This window comes from Glutamicibacter sp. NPDC088483 (assembly GCF_044753145.1).
Lineage (GTDB): Bacteria > Actinomycetota > Actinomycetes > Actinomycetales > Micrococcaceae > Glutamicibacter.
In genome coordinates, this window is sequence record NZ_JBIVMP010000001.1 from 23,091 (window position 1) to 38,647 (window position 15,557).

The window sequence follows — 15,557 nt, forward strand, 5'->3', positions numbered from 1 at the left end:
CCCCACCTTATGTGAGGTTACGACTCGGTATACAGCCCATATTTTGCAATGTACTGCACCACACCGTCCGGCACAAGATACCAAACCGGCTTGTCGGCGGCGACACGCTCCCGGCAATCGGTAGAGGAAATTGCCAGTGCCGGAATTTCCAATTGCGAGACATTGTCGCGACCCACATCCGCGATGACATAGCCAGGGCGGCTCACGCCAACGAAGTGGGCGAGGTCGAAGACCTGGTCGATGTCGCGCCAGCTCATGATCTGGCTCATCGCATCGGCACCGGTAATGAAGAAGAGCTCCGCATCCGGGCGCAAGGCGCGCAGATCGAGCAAGGTGTCACGCGTGTAGGTGGCGCCTTCGCGGTCGACGTCGACCCGGCTTACGGTGAAGCGCGGGTTCGACGCGGTGGCGATCACGGTCATCAGGTAGCGGTGCTCAGCGCTGGTGACCTGGCGATCGGCCTTCTGCCACGGCTGGCCGGTGGGCACGAAAACGACCTCATCCAGGCCGTACTCGGCGGCTACCTCGCTGGCAGCGACCAAGTGGCCATTGTGGATGGGGTCAAAAGTACCGCCCATCACGCCGAGGCGCAATGGGCGGTCTTGAGGCTTTTGCTCTGCCAAGACTAGTGGCTATGTGGTACGTGAGTCTTGAACTGGCGGTGGGTGTCCTCTGGTTCAGGCTTTGCCTCGTGGCGGTTGCCTACGTTGGTGTAGGAAACGGTAATCAGCAGCAGGACCATCAGTGCTGCGAAGATGCCACCACCGACGATCACAGCGAAAGTGTGAGGATCCATGCCGGTGGAAGCGGCTTCTGAAGCCAAAATCAGCGCGTTCAAGATAATTCTCCAGTCGTTTTCACGAGTTCGCTAAGCCAGCAACCTGGGCGGCTGGATCAGTAGCTCGAAAAGTAACGGTACGTTTCTTCTACATCGTACCGAAAAGGGCGGTCAGAAACTATTTGCGAATGTGCCCGTCGCCCTGGACGATCCACTTGGTCGTGGTCAGTTCGGCCAGGCCCATCGGGCCGCGAGCGTGCATCTTCTGGGTTGAGATGCCCACTTCTGCGCCCAGGCCCAGCTGCCCGCCGTCGGTGAACCGGGTCGAGGCGTTGACAATCACCGCGGCCGAGTCGATCTCCGCCACGAACCGCTCGGAAGCAGCCAGCGTGGAGGTGATGATCGCCTCGGTATGGCCGGTGGAGTAGGCGCGGATGTGCTCCAGGGCCTGGTCCATGCCATCGACGACCTTCACCGCGATATCCAAGTCCAGGTACTCGTTGCGCCAGTCATCCTCCCCCGCCGGGATGGTCGGCAGCTGCGGAACCAGCGCGGCGGCTCGGTCGTCCGTGTGCAATCTCACGCCGGCTGCGGCCAGGGCCTGCAGCACTGCCGGGGCCACAGCGGCATCCTTGTGGACCAGCAGGGTCTCCACGGTGTTGCAGACGCTGGGGCGGTGGGTTTTCGCGTTGAGCAGGATATCGACGGCCATTTCCTCGTCGGCGCTCGCGTCGAGGAAGATGTGCACGTTGCCTTCGCCGGTTTCGATTACCGGGACCTTGGCGGTGGTGACCACGCGCTGGATCAGCTCGCGGCCGCCACGCGGGATGAGCACGTCGATCTTTCCGCGCGCTCCCATCATGGCGTCGGCACCGGCGCGGCCGAATTCGTCGACCGAGATCACGATGTCGCGGGGCAGGGAGACGGACTCCAGTGCGTCGCGGATCACCGCGACCAGCGCCTGGTTGGAGTTCAGCGCCGCCGAACCGCCACGCAGCAGCACCGAGTTGCCGCTCTTGAGCGCCAGGCCGGCGATGTCCACGGTGACGTTCGGACGCGCTTCGTAGATGGTGCCGATGACGCCCAGCGGGACGTTGACCTGGCGCATGCGCAGGCCGTTGGGCAGGGTTTCCCCGCGCACCACGCGACCGACCGGGTCGGGCAGGCCAGCGAGTTCATGCAGCGCGGAAATCAAGCCGTCGATGCGCTTGCCATCGAGCTTCAACCGGTCCAGCAGGGCCTCGGAGGTGCCATTGGCGCGGCCGGCAGCCAGGTCCTTCTCGTTGGCGCGCAGGATCATCGCACGGTTCTGGTCGATGCGCGAAGCCATGGCCGCGAGGGCGCGGTCCTTCCAGTCGCGGTTGGCGCGCTTGAGGATCCGTGCGGCGCGGCGTGCACGGTCGGCCAGCTGGTGGACCGAGGTGGTGACGTCGGTGGTCGTTTCTTCGGTGTTTACGGCATCCATACTCATGCTCCTCATTCTAGAAAATGGGTTCGATCAAAGCTAGGTCGTCAACATGCACTACTGATCTGTCGTAACCTTCGCCCAGCTCTTCAACCAGATCCGTGGTGTTGTGTCCGAGCATCTCGGGCAGTTCATGGGAGCTGAAGTTCACCAGCCCGCGAGCGAAGGGGGTTCCTTCCGCGTCGCAGATCTCTACGGCGTCACCAGCCTCGAATTCCCCGCGGACGGCGGTAATGCCGGCTGCCAGCAGCGAGTTGGTTCCCTTTTCGATGGCCTTGACTGCGCCGGCATCCAGGATCAGCTTGCCTTCGATGGAAGCCAGGTAGGCCAGCCAGACGTCGCGGGCCGAACGGCGGGAGTTGCGGGCGGCGAACCAGGTGCCTACATCCTGTCCGCGCAGCGCCTTGGCGGCATTGTCGGTGCTGGTCACCAGGGTAGGAATGCCCGCCGAGGAGCTCAGGGTCGCGGCATCGACTTTGGTGATCATGCCGCCGGTGCCGACTCCGGCTGCCCCCGGGGTGCCCAGGTCCACCGCTTCGAGTTCGTCGGGGTGCTCGATGGTGGTGATGCGGCTGCCGCCGTCATCAGGGTGCGCGTCGTAGACCGAGTCCACGTCGGAGAAGAGCAGCAGCGCGTCGGCCTTGACCAGGTGGGCCACAAGCGAGGCGAGGCGGTCGTTGTCGCCGAAGCGGATTTCGCGGGTGGCGACCGCGTCATTTTCGTTCACGATGGGCAGCACGCCCAGGTTCAGCAAGCGAACCAGGGAGCGCAGCGCGTTGGTGTAGGAAGAGCGGCGCATCAGGTCGTCGGCGGTGAGCAGCACCTGGCCTACGCGCTGGTCGTACTCATCGAAAAGCTGGGTGTACTGCGCCAGCAGCAGACCCTGGCCTACGGCCGCCGCGGCCTGCTGGGTGGCAAGGTCCTTGGGACGCTTGGCCAACCCGAGCGGGGCCAGACCGGCGGCAATGGCACCTGAGGATACAAGAATGACCTCGGTACCGTTGTCGACAGTTTCAGCGAGAGTGTCCACCAGGAACTTCAACCGCTCGTGGGATATCCCGCCGCTGACCGTGGTCAGCGAGCTGGATCCAACTTTGACCACTAAGCGCTTGGCTTGAGGCAGTTGGTGGGGCGAGGTAATGGCTGAAATTGTTTTGGTGGCACTTTCACTCATACTTTAATTTTCCTCCTGGGTTGCCTTTGGTTCCGCAGTCTTTCGTCCGTACTTGGAGTCAACCGATTCGGTCCAGACGCCGGCCTTGCGTTCGGCTTCCAGTTCGGCGCGAGCCGACGCCTTGGCCGCCCGGCGCTCTTCGTGCTCGGCACGCTTTTCCTCGCGGGTCTTGCGATCGCCGCGATCCTCGAGGCGGATGTCCTCGCCGCGTCGGCTGCCGCCGAGCAGTTCGGCGCCAGCTGCCATAGTTGGCTCCCAATCGAAGACCACTGCGTTGTCCTCGGCGCCGATGATTACCGCGTCCCCTGGCTTGGCACCGGCCTTGAACAGCTGGTTTTCGACGCCCAGCTTGGCCAGGCGGTCAGCCAGGTAGCCGACAGCTTCATCGTTGCGGAAATCGGTCTGCATAATCCAGCGTTCCGGCTTTTCACCGATAACTCGCCACATTGGCTCAAAGTTCTGCTCCTCGCGGCGGATGGTGAACTCGGCACGCTTGGTGGTACGTGGACGAATCACAGGCACCTCGACTACTGGGGCTTCAACAACCTGTTCAGCGCGTGCCTGCTCTACCAATTCAGCCATAGCGAAGGACAGATCACGCAATCCGTTACGCGAGAGCGCGGAGATCTCGAAGACGCGGTAACCGCGTTTTTCCAACTCAGGGCGCACGAATTCAGCCATGTCGGCACCGTCTGGCATGTCAACCTTATTAAGTGCGATCAGCTTCGGGCGCTCGATCAGCGGCACGATGGTGCCGTCGGTACCGGCGAAGGTGGAGTCGGCTTCGTAGTTGGCCAGCTCTGCTTCGATGATGTCCAGGTCGCTGATTGGGTCGCGGTCCGCTTCCAGCGAGGCGCAGTCCAGCACGTGCACGATGGCGGCACAGCGCTCAACGTGGCGCAGGAACTCGTGGCCCAGCCCCTTGCCTTCGGAGGCTCCAGGGATCAGGCCAGGCACGTCGGCGACAGTGAAGCGGGTTTCGCCTGCTTCGACGACACCCAGGTTGGGCACCAGGGTGGTGAACGGGTAGTCGGCGATCTTCGGGCGTGCCGCGGACAGGGCGGCGATCAGCGAGGATTTGCCGGCCGATGGGTAGCCCACCAGCGCGATATCCGCCATGGACTTCAGTTCCAGGACAATATCCTGGCCGGTTCCGGGAATGCCCAGCAACGCGAAGCCCGGGGCCTTGCGCTTGTCCGAGGCGATGGACGCATTGCCCAGGCCGCCCATGCCGCCTATTGCGGCGATGTATTCATCGCCCGGCTTGACCAGGTCGCCGAGGATGTCGCCGTCCTTGGTCTTGATGACGGTGCCGGCAGGTACGCCCAGGACCAGGTCCTCGCCGCTCTTGCCCGGGTGCAGACCGCCCTTGCCCGGCTCGCCGTTGCCAGCCTTGCGGTGCGGCAGGTGGTGGAAGTCCAGCAGCGTGGTGACCTGGGGGTCGACGCGCAGGATGATGTCTCCGCCCTTGCCGCCGTTGCCGCCGTCGGGACCGCCAAGCGGCTTGAATTTCTCACGCTTGATGGACACACAACCGTGGCCACCATTACCTGCGGTGACATGAAGGGTTACGCGATCAACGAATGCAGCCACGGGGCCATCTTCTCCTAGTACGGGGTTGCGAGGGATACTCGCTTAAAAGTCTAACTATGCACGCAAGGGGCGGACCGAAATCGGCCCACCCCTTGTGTACTAAAAAATTTGCCTGTTGCCTGAATTAGGCAGCAGCCACAATGTTCACCACGCGGCGACCACGACGGGTGCCGAACTCGACTGCGCCAGCAGCCAATGCGAACAGGGTGTCATCCTTGCCACGGCCTACGCCGGCGCCTGGGTGGAAGTGGGTGCCACGCTGGCGAACGATGATTTCGCCTGCCTTGACTTCCTGTCCACCATAGCGCTTTACGCCTAGGTACTGTGCGTTGGAATCGCGACCGTTGCGAGTGGAACTCGCACCTTTCTTATGTGCCATGCCTTTTAGCCTCTTTCGCTACAAAAATGGATTCTACGATTGCCTGAATTAGGCGATCGAGGTGACCTTGACCTTGGTCAGAGCGGCACGGAAGCCCTGGCGCTTCTTGTAACCGGTCTTGTTCTTGTACTTCTGGATTACGATCTTCTCGCCGCGAAGGTTTTCTACAACCTCAGCGGTGACCGTGACCTTAGCCAGATCGGCAGCTGCGGAAGTTACCTTCTCGCCATCTACCAACAGCAAAGCTGGAAGCTCGATGGAGCTGCCTGGGGCAGCCTGAAGACGGTCAACGGTGATGAGGTCTCCAACGGAAACCTTCTCCTGGTGGCCGCCTGCGCGGACAATTGCGTACACCACGTGGGTACTCACTTCTACTCGACGTTTATTGTCTTACCGGCGCAGATATCGACCCGAACACCCACAAAGTGGATGCGATCCCGGGGATCTCATGCGCTTGTGCCTTGACGCCGAGCGGACCAAAAGTCCGTGATCTTGGCGTTTAGCACCGATCAACTAGATTACGCTAGTCCACACCGCTGGAGCAAATACAAACTGCCCCAGCGAGGGAAGCGTGATCAAGTTCATCTATTTCAGTTCGCGTACTGGAACACCCACACCGAGCATTACCGGTTGCCCGGCAGGCTCAGCTGGCTTATCTTTCTGCGAACCGGAGGAATCCATCTGAACTACCGAACCGGTAGCGGCGGATACCTCTGCCACGAGAACCTCTGCAGTCGCATCGCCCTGGACCGAGGTGGCCCGACGACTGCGACGCTTTGGCTTCGTGGAATTCTGTGGGGCTGCCGCGGTGGCGGCAACTGGGACGGAAGCCGCGGGGCTGCTGGACTCAGCAGGCGCGCTGGCAGCAGGCATGGCCAGGCCGGTGAGCACCGGCTGGTCCTGCTGTGCCGCTTCCTGCGGACGCGAAGCACGGCGTGAGCGCTTGCGCGGCTGCTCCTGGGACGTCGAGGCGGCAACAGGTTCAGGAGCAGCCTGCTGCTCCTGGTTGGCCTGAGCTTCCTCGTTGCCCGAAGCGTTTTCCTCGGACTGGTTGCGTCCGCGTCCACGGGAGCGTGAACGGCGGCGCGGCTTGCGGCTGCCGTCCTGCTCGTCGCTGGACTCATCCTGGCCCGGCAACGCTGCTTCCAGCGCTTCCAGGGTAACCGAGGCCTCGGTGCCCTGCGCAGACGCCGCGGACTTGGCCACAGGAATCTGTTCGCCCTCGATGCTCACTGCGTTTTCAGCAGCGGCATCCAGGTGCGAAGCGGCGGCAATGCTGGCCAGGGCGTTGCGCGTGGCTTCGTCCTTCTCCCCTGCTGCCGGCTCCTGCTTCTCAACTGGCTTCTGCTCGTCCTTCTCGCCGCCACGACGGCGGCGGGAGTTGCGGCTTGGCTTGTCGTTGAACTTCTTGCTGTGCGCTTCGCCCTGCGAGTTGAAGGTCTTGCGCGATTCAACTGGCTCTTCGTGGGTGATGAAGCCAGCACCTGCACAGTGCTCGCACTCTTCACCGAAGACTTCGAGCAGGCCGGTGCCCATGCGCTTGCGCGTCATCTGGACCAGACCCAGCGAGGTCACTTCAGCAACCTGGTGCTTGGTCCGGTCGCGGCCCAGGCACTCCACCAGGCGGCGCAGCACCAGATCGCGGTTGGATTCCAGGACCATGTCGATGAAGTCGATGACGATGATGCCGCCGATGTCACGCAGGCGCAGCTGGCGGACCACTTCTTCGGCCGCTTCCAGGTTGTTCTTGGTCACGGTCTCTTCGAGGTTGCCGCCCGAACCGGTGAATTTGCCGGTGTTCACGTCGATGACGGTCATCGCTTCGGTGCGGTCGATGACCAGCGAACCACCCGAAGGCAGGAAGACCTTGCGGTCCAGCGCCTTGGCGATCTGCTCGTCCACACGGAAGTTGGCGAAGATGTCCTCTTCGGCTTCCCACTTCTCCAGGCGGCCCATCAGATCCGGCGCCACGTACATGACGTAGGCCTCGATGGTGTCCCAGGCGTGGTCACCGGAAACGATCAGCTTGGTGAAGTCCTCGTTGAAGACGTCGCGGACCACCTTGATGGTCAGATCGGGTTCCGAGTACAGCAGTTCCGGAGCCAGGGTCTTGGTGGAGTTGGCCTGCTCTTCGATGCCTTCCCACTGCGCACGCAGCCGGTTGATATCGTTGGTCAGTTCTTCCTCGGAAGCGCCTTCGGCGGCGGTGCGCACGATGACGCCCGCGTTTTCCGGCAGGTGGTCCTTCAGGATCTTCTTCAGGCGCTGGCGTTCGACATCAGGGAGCTTGCGCGAGATGCCGGTCATCGAACCACCTGGCACGTAGACCAGGTAGCGGCCAGGCAGGGAGATCTGGCTGGTCAGCCGGGCGCCCTTGTGGCCTACCGGGTCCTTGGTGACCTGCACCAGGACCGAGTCGCCAGCCTTCAAGGCGTTCTCAATGCGGCGCGGCGCGCCTTCGAGAGCGGCTACGTCCCAGTTCACTTCGCCGGCGTACAGCACGGCGTTGCGGCCGCGGCCGATATCCACGAAAGCAGCTTCCATGGATGGCAGCACATTCTGCACCTTGCCGACGTACACGTTGCCGATCAGCGAATCCTGCTGGGTCTTGGAGACGAAGTGCTCTGCAAGCACTCCATCTTCCAGTACGCCGATCTGGATGCGGTCCTCGCGCTGGCGCACGATCATCTTGCGCTCGACGGATTCGCGGCGGGCCAGGAACTCGGCCTCGGTGATCACCTGGCGGCGGCGACCGGTTTCGCGTGATTCGCGGCGGCGCTGGCGCTTGGCTTCCAATCGGGTGGAACCGCGCACCGAAGCGACCTTGTCGTTGACCGAGCTGTGGCTTTCGATGCTGCCACGCGGGGCGCGCACACGGGTAACGGTGTTCGGCGGATCATCCTGCGAGCCGCCCTCAAGTTCCAGATCCACTTCCCCGCGGCGACGGCGGCGGCGGCGGCGCGAAGTCACGTCGTCGGCATCGGCGTCTGCCTCGGGATCTGCGGCAGCTGCGCGGCGAGCAGGTTCCTGCTTCTTCGCAACAGCCTGGGCCAGAACAGCCTGAGCTGTTTCCGGCACGGCGAAAGGATTCAAGATCATGGTGCTGCCGTGTTCGGCCAGCAGCATGCCGGTCTGGTCAACGTCGTTCGCTTCCTCAACCGGTGCAACTTCCTGCTCGGCCGGGGCAGCGATTTCGGCGCTCTGCTCCTGGACGTCTTCCTGCTTGTCCTGGACGTCTTCCTGCTTGGCCGCGGCGACCTCTACGGCCTCGTCATTCGCGGTATTGCGCACTGCCTGCGCCCGGCGTTCGGCCTGGCGGCTGGCCCGCTTGGTGGAATCAGGGGTGGAAATCTGGGTGCGGCGGGTGGCCCGCCAGCGGTATGGGCTTTCCTCGACGCCGGCAGCGGCATTGAGTTCGGCCAAGGTCATGGCGCGACGCAGTGGTCGCGCGGGTGTGGTTGAAACACTGGTACGGCGGGCTCGTGTTGAACGGTTGCCCCGCTTATTACCCTGCGTTCCGCCCTTTCGTTGATTTGCTGCGCTCATTTAAATTCGCGTACTCCTACTATGTCCCGCTCGGGCATCCTCCACAGACGGCGCCGTTGCTGAAACTACAATCATCACGTGTCGCTTGGCCTACTTATCTTCCAGTAGTCCGGACACAAAAGCTCGCTATTTTCCGCGGGTTCGACGCTGGTCCAAATTTATGAACCAGGCGCAAATCCTGCGGATCAACGTGGCCTAAGAAAACCGGCTGCTTTCCTTTGCAGCCCTACGATCCGCGGTATTCCCCCGGGAGGCGCACATATTGGGCACTCAACCGAAGCGATGCATCGCCTGTCGATCTGTTGTTTCAAAAGTCTATCGTCGGGTTGAAAGCAGACTGTGGATCCGCGAACAACCATTCCCATTCTCTCATATTTCGTTCACGCCTTGTTCATTGCTTCTCACCAGATGCACAGAAATGCTTCCTAGGATGAAAAAGGCCTTGGCGGAATAACCCGCTTTCCTATGAACTTATGGAATAGTCAAAACATGGTTTCATCACAAGAAAATAGCCACGGCTCGGGCGTGTTGCCCTGGTGGGCTAAGGAACGCGGCTTCGGGCTGTTCATCATCGTTACGGGATTGATCTCTTGGCTCGCCGCCGGAATCCTGGTCCTGGAACGCTTGGAGTTGTACAAGAACCCCGACTACATCACCAGTTGCGACGTCAATCCCTGGATCTCCTGTGGCACCGTGATGAAATCCGAGCAGGCAGGAATCTTCGGATTCCCCAATCCCTTCTTCGGGATCGTTTGCTTCGCTGTTGTTATCGCCATCGGCTTCGCCCTGCTGGCCGGCGCAACAAACCTGAAGCGCTGGTTCTGGCTGTGCTTCCAGCTGGGCATCACCGCCGCTATGGGCTTCGTGATCTGGTTCTGGTCCCAGGCCCTGTATGAAATCAATGCCTTGTGCCCTTACTGCATGGTCGTGTGGGCCATGACGATTCCCTTGTTCGTGTTCACAACCGCACGCAATGTGCTTACCGGCGTGATTCCTGCTGGCGCCGGCGTGAAGAAGTTCTTCGCCGAGTGGAGCTGGATCATTACTGCCGTCATCTGGGCGCTCGTTGCCGCATCGGTCGTCCTGCGTTTCCCGCTCGCCTTCTTCGGCTAGAGCCCGGCTTCCATGCCCACCTGCGGGGCCGCTACTTCGGTAGCGGCCCCGCAGTGCTGTTCCTGGCGCTCCCCCCACCCCGCCGCCAACCAGGTCGGCCGGCCTTGTGCCACTGCTTGTTGCGCCCCGGCGCGCCACCGGCGCCAAGACATCCCGCTTCGGCCTCCGATCCGCGTCAAAACGTCCATCGGCAAGGCCGGAAAGGGTTCGCCGTCAACGATCTTCCGGATACTGTCCAGCTAGACCCGGTAGATTAGAAGCATGGCAAGTGACATATGGAACACAGAAAATGCCCAGGACTACGGAATCAACCTGCTGATTTCCGAACACCTTCGGCTCCGTGAACTACAAGAGGAAGATCTTGCGTTCCTCACCCAATGGTGGAATAGCCCAGAATTCATGGCCCTGCAGGGCAACCTGGTACTTCCCCACCCGATCACCGAAGCCGCAGAACTCTTCAAGTCGCGCAGCGTCAACCGTGGCACTACCGACGGCGTGGGGCTTTCCATCACGCTTCCCGACGACACGCTGATCGGGCACACCGCTTTGTACGACTACAACGCGCCGGCCCGTTCCGCCGAATTGATGATCATGATCGGTGGTTCAAATGTGGGCCAAGGCTATGGCACCATGGCCACCAAGATGATCATCGACTACGGCTTCCGCGAGATGGGCTTGAACCGCATCGGCTTGAACGCCTGGGCGTACAACGAGCGCGCACTGCGCACCTTCAACCGCGCAGGGTTCCGCGAAGAGGGCCGAGTGCGCCAGGCTGGATTCCACGATGGGTCGTTCCACGACAAGATCATCATGGGCCTGCTGGCCAAGGAGTACTTCAACGCCAAGTAGTCCGCACAGGCAGAGAACGAGACCTTAACAGAGCTGGGGCCGCGCATTGCGCGGCCCCAGCTCTGCTGCGTCAGTTCACTTCTGGACCAGACCCGCATAATCGGTCTGATAGCCCGTCACCGGCTGGTGAGGGATTTCCTCCCAGCGTTCTGGATCTTCTTGTTGGACTTCGCCCGATGCCATTCCGAGCAGCAATTCCTTGAGCGCAAGAACATTTTGGCGAATCAACTTGCCGCGGGACTTCTGCCCGAGGCTTCCGTCACTGCTATTTCCACTGGTTTCAAAGAAGACCACCGGGTTTCGATGCCCGTCGGCATTGATCCCCCGCTAGTTCAAGCCCAGCATCATTGCAGAGACGACGCCGCAGGAATGCCGGGGAAATCAGCCCGTGGGTGCACGAATCGATGCATTCGGGCACGAAAACGGGTTAGTGGCCAGTGTGAACGCCAAAAAATCAGCATTTCGGTGTTGCCTTGGGACCTTGTCAAGTCGTTAGCCTATTGTTAGAGCTATCAGAACCAGCTACAAGGAGCGACTATGGCTTTTTTCCGTAAGGTCAGGCCCGCCGCGTTGTTGAAAAAGCAACCTCAGGACGACAAGCCGACACCTGCCGAGCACCACCGTGTTCCGGCCAGGGACGCCAAACCAGATTTCACGGTCACCAGCCTGTGGACCGACTTGCTAGGACGCCTAGGCATTCGAAGCGCCCAGCTGCTGGTAGTTGGCGCGCTGGCAACATTCCTCATCATCGGCATGCTCCGCTTGACCATGATCGTGATCCCGACGTTGCTGGCCGTCATCATTTCCTGTGCGTTGTGGCCCCTGGTGGTCAAGCTGCGCAAGTTTGTTTCCCCGATGCTGGCAGCATGGATCGTTTTTCTCGGATCCCTATTGGTCCTCGGAGGCATTGGCACCGGCCTGGTCTTCTCGGTCATCAAGGAATGGCCAAAGCTCGTTGACCAAGCTGTTGAGGGCTTCAACCAGCTCAATGACATGGTTCAGGGCTTCATCGGCACGATGCCTTTCAGCGTCGACCAGAGCCAGATCGATAATGTTGTCGAAACGGTAACCGGCTTCTTGACCAGTTCCCAGTTCGGCACCGGCGCTTTGAACACGCTGAGCGCAGCAGGCAGCTTCGTGACCGGCCTGGTCCTGCTGCTGGTGATCCTGTTCTTCTTCCTGAAGGACGGCGACAAGATCTGGGCCTTTGCCGTGTCGTGGACTCCACGCCACTACCGCAACAAGTGGATTCTTTCCGGCGACCGCGCGCTGCGCACCTTCGGCGGCTACATCCGCGGTACTGCCACCGTGGCCGCGGTGGATGCTTTGGGCATCACCGCGACGCTGCTGATCGTGCAGGTTCCATTGGCCATCCCGCTAGGCGTCATTGTCTTCCTCGGTTCCTTCGTGCCGATGGTAGGTGCCACCGTTGCCGGCATCCTGGCCACGCTGATTGCATTGGTTACCAACGGACCTGTGGTGGCGCTGATCGTGCTGGCTGCGGTGATCCTGGTGAACCAGCTGGAGGGCAACTTCCTGCAGCCGGTCGTCATGGCCAACGCCCTGAGCCTGCATGCACTGGTCGTGCTGATGGCACTGACCGCAGGCACCGTCCTGGCAGGCATCGTTGGCGCCGTCCTGGCGGTGCCACTGGTGGCCGCTTCATGGGCGGTGATCAAGGTATGGACCGGGCGCGACAAATCCGATGCGGTGGCTGAAGCCAGCGAGGACATCAAGTCTGAAGTCGAGATCAGCGAAGAGCAAGCGGCTTTCGACAAACTCGAAGCGAAGGAACAGCACCAGGAATCCCTGAAGGATTCCGAGTAGCTGTTGCGGCTGGGGCGCTCCTGCACGTCAGGGGCGTCCTTCCTTTTGCCACTTAAATGCTCTTGATCGAATTATTTCCGATTAATTCTCAAAGAGTTCACGCCCTCATCCAGCCCCGGCTTCCCGGGGTTTTCGCGCTGGGGACAAGACCGGTGGACCCGATCCCGCGTTGCCGTGGATGTGGTTTGTGTGTTTAATGTGACTGAAGTGATGGAAGTGGAGCGACGCGGGATGCGCAATCGCCTTGAGAAGTTTTGCTGCATGTCTTCGTTTTCCCCAACAGGGAAAACCCGCGCCACGCTTCGCCCGCAATCAATGTGCTAACGCGCACTGAAGACTGGGAGGTATCCACGTGCTGGAATTCAGCAATGACGGAGCAGATAAGTATCTTTCGCACATAGTCGGCCCTATCACCGACCACCACCAGGTGGTCAGGATCGGCGCTGCAGAGCAGCTGCCGCTGGACTCGACTGCACAGGCGCTCGTAAGTTCGGTGCAGCAGGCAGCTAGCCCGCAAGGAGCTATGCTCGCCCAGGACAGTTTGGATGACTGGTTCTAGAACCCGCTTCCAGGCATGAAAAATCCCGGCAGTTTCCAACTGCCGGGATTTTCGCGTTTCGATCTACTTGCCGAACCAGATGCCGATCTCGCGCTCGGCGGACTCGACGGAGTCCGAACCGTGGACCAGGTTCTGCTGGACCTTCAGGCCCCAGTCGCGGCCGAAGTCGCCACGGATGGTGCCTGGAGCCGCGGTGGTCGGGTCGGTGGTGCCAGCCAGCGAACGGAAGCCGGGGATAACGCCCTGGCCTTCAGCCACGATCGCCACCACCGGACCGGAGAGCATGAACTCAACCAGCGGCTCGTAGAATGGCTTGCCTTCGTGCTCTGCATAGTGCTCGGCGAGCAGCTCGCGAGTAGCTTCCAGCTGCTGCAGCTTGGCAATGGTGTAACCCTTGGCTTCAATGCGGCCAAGGATCTGTCCGGTCAGACCGCGCTTGACGCCATCTGGCTTGACCAGGATCAGGGTACGTTCAGTCATGTGACTACCTCTTCGTATCGTTGATGTACTTCTTAGGTTCTCAGGCTTGCTCGGGGTTCGCCTTTTCCCAGGCTTCTTGGGCGGCGGCGCGGCGCTTGTTCACTGCGTCGATTTCGCCGCCCTTGTTCAGCGCATACCACCAGCACAGGGCGAAGGCCGCTGCGAGGTAGAACATGTCCGGCAGGATGAAGCCGCACAGGAAGAACACTACCTGCAGGATCCAGCCGATGATGTAGCCGATCTTCTTGCCCAGCAGGGCGCAGTTGAAGATGCACAGCAGCGCCACGGCAGCGCCGAGGCTGAGCACGACCACCGGTTCTCCGCCACGCTTGAGCCCGAAGGCCGCGAGGGTGACGAACACCGCCAGCAGCGCCTCGCAGACCAGCACTGTTGATGCGAACATCATTTTCGTGGAGCGCTGCTTCTTCTTCATCCCAGGACGCCACTCGCGCTGGGCACGGGTGAGTTTAGCCATCAGGATTCGCCTCCCTTGAGCAACAGTGAAATCTCGCCCACCAGTGTAATCGAACCGGTCACCAGCACGCCGCCGGACAAGTCGTTGCCTGCCTCGGCGCGGCCCACCGACCATTCGATGGCATCTTCCAGGTCCTCGGTGACGTGGATGTCCTCTTCCGGCCAGCCAGCGTCGATCGCCATGGTGGACAGTTCGCCGGCCGGGATGGCCCGCGGCGAGGACGACTGGGTGATGCAAATGTCCTCAACCATGTCACCGTACTGCTCGCGCATGGTGTAAAGCATTGCTTCGGCGTCCTTCTCCTGCAAGATGCCAACCATCAGCACCAGGCGGGTGAAGCCGAAGGATTCCTTGATCGCCTCTGCGGTGACGCGGATGCCATCCGGGTTGTGGCCGGCATCCACCAGGATGCTCGGTGCCGCGCGGACCAGTTCCAGGCGGCCCGGGCTGGTGGCGGCCGCGAAGCCGTCGCGGACCAGATCGGCATTCAGCTCGCGCTGGCCGCCGCCCAGGAAGGCCTCCACCGCAGCCAAGGCCACGGTGGCGTTCTGCGCCTGGTGGGCACCGAACAATGGCAGGAAGATCTCGTCGTAGCGCGCCGCTTGGCCCTGGATGGACAGCAGCTGCCCGCCCACGCCATGCTGGCGTTCCAGGAGCTTGAAGTCCAGGCTGTCGAAAGCTGCCGGCACCTCAAGCTCGCGGGCGCGAGCCAGCAGCACGTCGGCGGCATCCACCGGTTGCACCGAAGAGACCAGGTAGCCGCCGGGCTTGAGGATGCCGACCTTTTCTTCGGCAATCTCGCCCGGGGTATCCCCCAGCAGATCGGTGTGGTCCAAGGAGATCGGGGTGATCACCGAAACGTCGGCATCTGCCACGTTGGTGGCGTCGGTGATGCCGCCCAGGCCGACTTCGAGCACCACGACATCCACCGGAACCTCGGCGAAAACCGCGAAGGCCAGGATGGTGACAGCTTCGAAGTAGGTCAGCTTGTTTTCGCCGCGCTCGACGAGCTCGGTGTCCACGATCTGAAGGAACGGGCTGATTTCATCCCACACCCGCACGAAGGTCCCGTCGTCTACCGGGGCACCGTCAATGGCGATGCGCTCGGTGACCGAGATCAGGTGCGGCGAGGAGTAGCGGCCGGTGCGCAAGTCGTGCGCCATCAGCAGCGACTCGATCATGCGTGCGGTCGAGGTCTTGCCGTTGGTGCCGGTGATGTGGATGACCGGGCAAGCCTTGTTCGGCTCGCCGAGGATCTCCATCGCGCGGAACATCGGATCCATGCGCGGTTCCATCTTGTTTTCCGGCGCACGGGAGAG

Annotated in this window: 16 protein-coding genes; 4 read left to right on the plus strand and 12 right to left on the minus strand. The window is 61.6% G+C overall.

The window, feature by feature from the left end; all coding sequences use genetic code 11:
• Positions 1 to 17 precede the first annotated feature (17 nt).
• The 8 genes from nadD to ACIP6G_RS00175 form a co-directional block, all read right to left on the minus strand.
• Positions 18 to 623 carry a nicotinate-nucleotide adenylyltransferase gene (gene nadD / locus ACIP6G_RS00140; protein WP_105658499.1) on the minus strand — a complete coding sequence of 202 codons (606 nt, stop codon included), beginning with the start codon at positions 621 to 623 and terminating at the stop codon, positions 18 to 20.
• A 2-nt stretch (positions 624 to 625) separates the two neighbouring features.
• Positions 626 to 838 carry a hypothetical protein gene (locus ACIP6G_RS00145; protein WP_105658498.1) on the minus strand — a complete coding sequence of 71 codons (213 nt, stop codon included), beginning with the start codon at positions 836 to 838 and terminating at the stop codon, positions 626 to 628.
• Positions 839 to 956: 118 nt separating this feature from the next.
• Positions 957 to 2,243: a glutamate-5-semialdehyde dehydrogenase gene (locus ACIP6G_RS00150; RefSeq protein WP_332727761.1), complete on the minus strand. Its 1,287-nt coding sequence runs from the start codon at positions 2,241 to 2,243 to the stop codon at positions 957 to 959.
• Between the two features lie 16 nt (positions 2,244 to 2,259).
• A complete protein-coding gene (gene proB, locus ACIP6G_RS00155; protein ID WP_400288010.1) occupies positions 2,260 to 3,417 on the minus strand; it encodes a glutamate 5-kinase in 1,158 nt (385 codons plus the stop codon).
• A gap of 3 nt (positions 3,418 to 3,420) precedes the next feature.
• A complete protein-coding gene (gene obgE / locus ACIP6G_RS00160) occupies positions 3,421 to 5,010 on the minus strand; it encodes a GTPase ObgE (RefSeq protein ID WP_400288012.1) in 1,590 nt (529 codons plus the stop codon).
• Between the two features lie 124 nt (positions 5,011 to 5,134).
• Entirely contained in the window at positions 5,135 to 5,389 is a 255-nt protein-coding gene (rpmA, locus tag ACIP6G_RS00165) for a 50S ribosomal protein L27 (protein ID WP_013349162.1), read from the minus strand.
• A gap of 48 nt (positions 5,390 to 5,437) precedes the next feature.
• Entirely contained in the window at positions 5,438 to 5,746 is a 309-nt protein-coding gene (gene rplU / locus ACIP6G_RS00170; protein WP_013349163.1) for a 50S ribosomal protein L21, read from the minus strand.
• A gap of 228 nt (positions 5,747 to 5,974) precedes the next feature.
• On the minus strand, positions 5,975 to 8,818 hold the full coding sequence (locus tag ACIP6G_RS00175) for an Rne/Rng family ribonuclease (protein WP_400288739.1): 2,844 nt from the start codon (positions 8,816 to 8,818) through the stop codon (positions 5,975 to 5,977).
• A gap of 606 nt (positions 8,819 to 9,424) precedes the next feature.
• Between ACIP6G_RS00175 and ACIP6G_RS00180 the strand changes: the two genes are divergently transcribed.
• Both ACIP6G_RS00180 and ACIP6G_RS00185 read left to right on the plus strand, forming a co-directional pair.
• Positions 9,425 to 10,048, plus strand: coding sequence for a vitamin K epoxide reductase family protein (locus ACIP6G_RS00180; protein ID WP_400288014.1), 624 nt, complete (start codon positions 9,425 to 9,427; stop codon positions 10,046 to 10,048).
• A gap of 261 nt (positions 10,049 to 10,309) precedes the next feature.
• Positions 10,310 to 10,897, plus strand: coding sequence for a GNAT family protein (locus tag ACIP6G_RS00185; protein WP_332489126.1), 588 nt, complete (start codon positions 10,310 to 10,312; stop codon positions 10,895 to 10,897).
• A gap of 75 nt (positions 10,898 to 10,972) precedes the next feature.
• Here ACIP6G_RS00185 and ACIP6G_RS00190 read toward each other — a convergent pair whose 3' ends face one another.
• Complete coding sequence (locus ACIP6G_RS00190; RefSeq protein WP_332489125.1) at positions 10,973 to 11,191, minus strand: hypothetical protein; 219 nt, start codon at positions 11,189 to 11,191, stop codon at positions 10,973 to 10,975.
• A gap of 243 nt (positions 11,192 to 11,434) precedes the next feature.
• Between ACIP6G_RS00190 and ACIP6G_RS00195 the strand changes: the two genes are divergently transcribed.
• Both ACIP6G_RS00195 and ACIP6G_RS00200 read left to right on the plus strand, forming a co-directional pair.
• Positions 11,435 to 12,724, plus strand: a complete 1,290-nt coding sequence (locus ACIP6G_RS00195; RefSeq protein ID WP_105658490.1) for an AI-2E family transporter — start codon at positions 11,435 to 11,437, stop codon at positions 12,722 to 12,724.
• 352 nt (positions 12,725 to 13,076) lie between these two features.
• Positions 13,077 to 13,283, plus strand: a complete 207-nt coding sequence (locus tag ACIP6G_RS00200; RefSeq protein ID WP_400288017.1) for a hypothetical protein — start codon at positions 13,077 to 13,079, stop codon at positions 13,281 to 13,283.
• A 63-nt stretch (positions 13,284 to 13,346) separates the two neighbouring features.
• On the opposite strand, the gene ndk is transcribed toward ACIP6G_RS00200, so the two are convergent.
• Genes ndk through ACIP6G_RS00215 form a run of 3 tightly spaced genes read right to left on the minus strand, consistent with a single transcriptional unit; the run spans position 13,347 to position 15,533 of the window.
• The gene (gene ndk, locus ACIP6G_RS00205; protein WP_105658488.1) at positions 13,347 to 13,763 is read right to left on the minus strand and encodes a nucleoside-diphosphate kinase; all 417 of its coding nucleotides are present in this window, start codon (positions 13,761 to 13,763) and stop codon (positions 13,347 to 13,349) included.
• Between the two features lie 40 nt (positions 13,764 to 13,803).
• A complete protein-coding gene (locus tag ACIP6G_RS00210; protein WP_105658487.1) occupies positions 13,804 to 14,238 on the minus strand; it encodes a DUF4233 domain-containing protein in 435 nt (144 codons plus the stop codon).
• Positions 14,238 to 15,533 (minus strand): bifunctional folylpolyglutamate synthase/dihydrofolate synthase, encoded by a 1,296-nt coding sequence (locus tag ACIP6G_RS00215; RefSeq protein WP_388022955.1) that lies wholly within the window; start codon positions 15,531 to 15,533, stop codon positions 14,238 to 14,240. The genes ACIP6G_RS00210 and ACIP6G_RS00215 overlap by 1 nt, the downstream gene beginning before the upstream one ends.
• Positions 15,534 to 15,557 lie beyond the last annotated feature (24 nt).

Coding starts and splice junctions, on each gene's coding strand:
- ACIP6G_RS00175 (WP_400288739.1), bottom strand. CDS start 8,818: ATGACCTTGGCCGAACTCAATGCCGCTGCCGGCGTCGAGGAAAGCCCA.
- ACIP6G_RS00185 (WP_332489126.1), top strand. CDS start 10,310: ATGGCAAGTGACATATGGAACACAGAAAATGCCCAGGACTACGGAATC.
- ACIP6G_RS00180 (WP_400288014.1), top strand. CDS start 9,425: ATGGTTTCATCACAAGAAAATAGCCACGGCTCGGGCGTGTTGCCCTGG.
- ACIP6G_RS00210 (WP_105658487.1), bottom strand. CDS start 14,238: ATGGCTAAACTCACCCGTGCCCAGCGCGAGTGGCGTCCTGGGATGAAG.
- ndk (WP_105658488.1), bottom strand. CDS start 13,763: ATGACTGAACGTACCCTGATCCTGGTCAAGCCAGATGGCGTCAAGCGC.
- ACIP6G_RS00150 (WP_332727761.1), bottom strand. CDS start 2,243: ATGGATGCCGTAAACACCGAAGAAACGACCACCGACGTCACCACCTCG.
- rpmA (WP_013349162.1), bottom strand. CDS start 5,389: ATGGCACATAAGAAAGGTGCGAGTTCCACTCGCAACGGTCGCGATTCC.
- ACIP6G_RS00215 (WP_388022955.1), bottom strand. CDS start 15,533: ATGGAACCGCGCATGGATCCGATGTTCCGCGCGATGGAGATCCTCGGC.
- proB (WP_400288010.1), bottom strand. CDS start 3,417: ATGAGTGAAAGTGCCACCAAAACAATTTCAGCCATTACCTCGCCCCAC.
- ACIP6G_RS00195 (WP_105658490.1), top strand. CDS start 11,435: ATGGCTTTTTTCCGTAAGGTCAGGCCCGCCGCGTTGTTGAAAAAGCAA.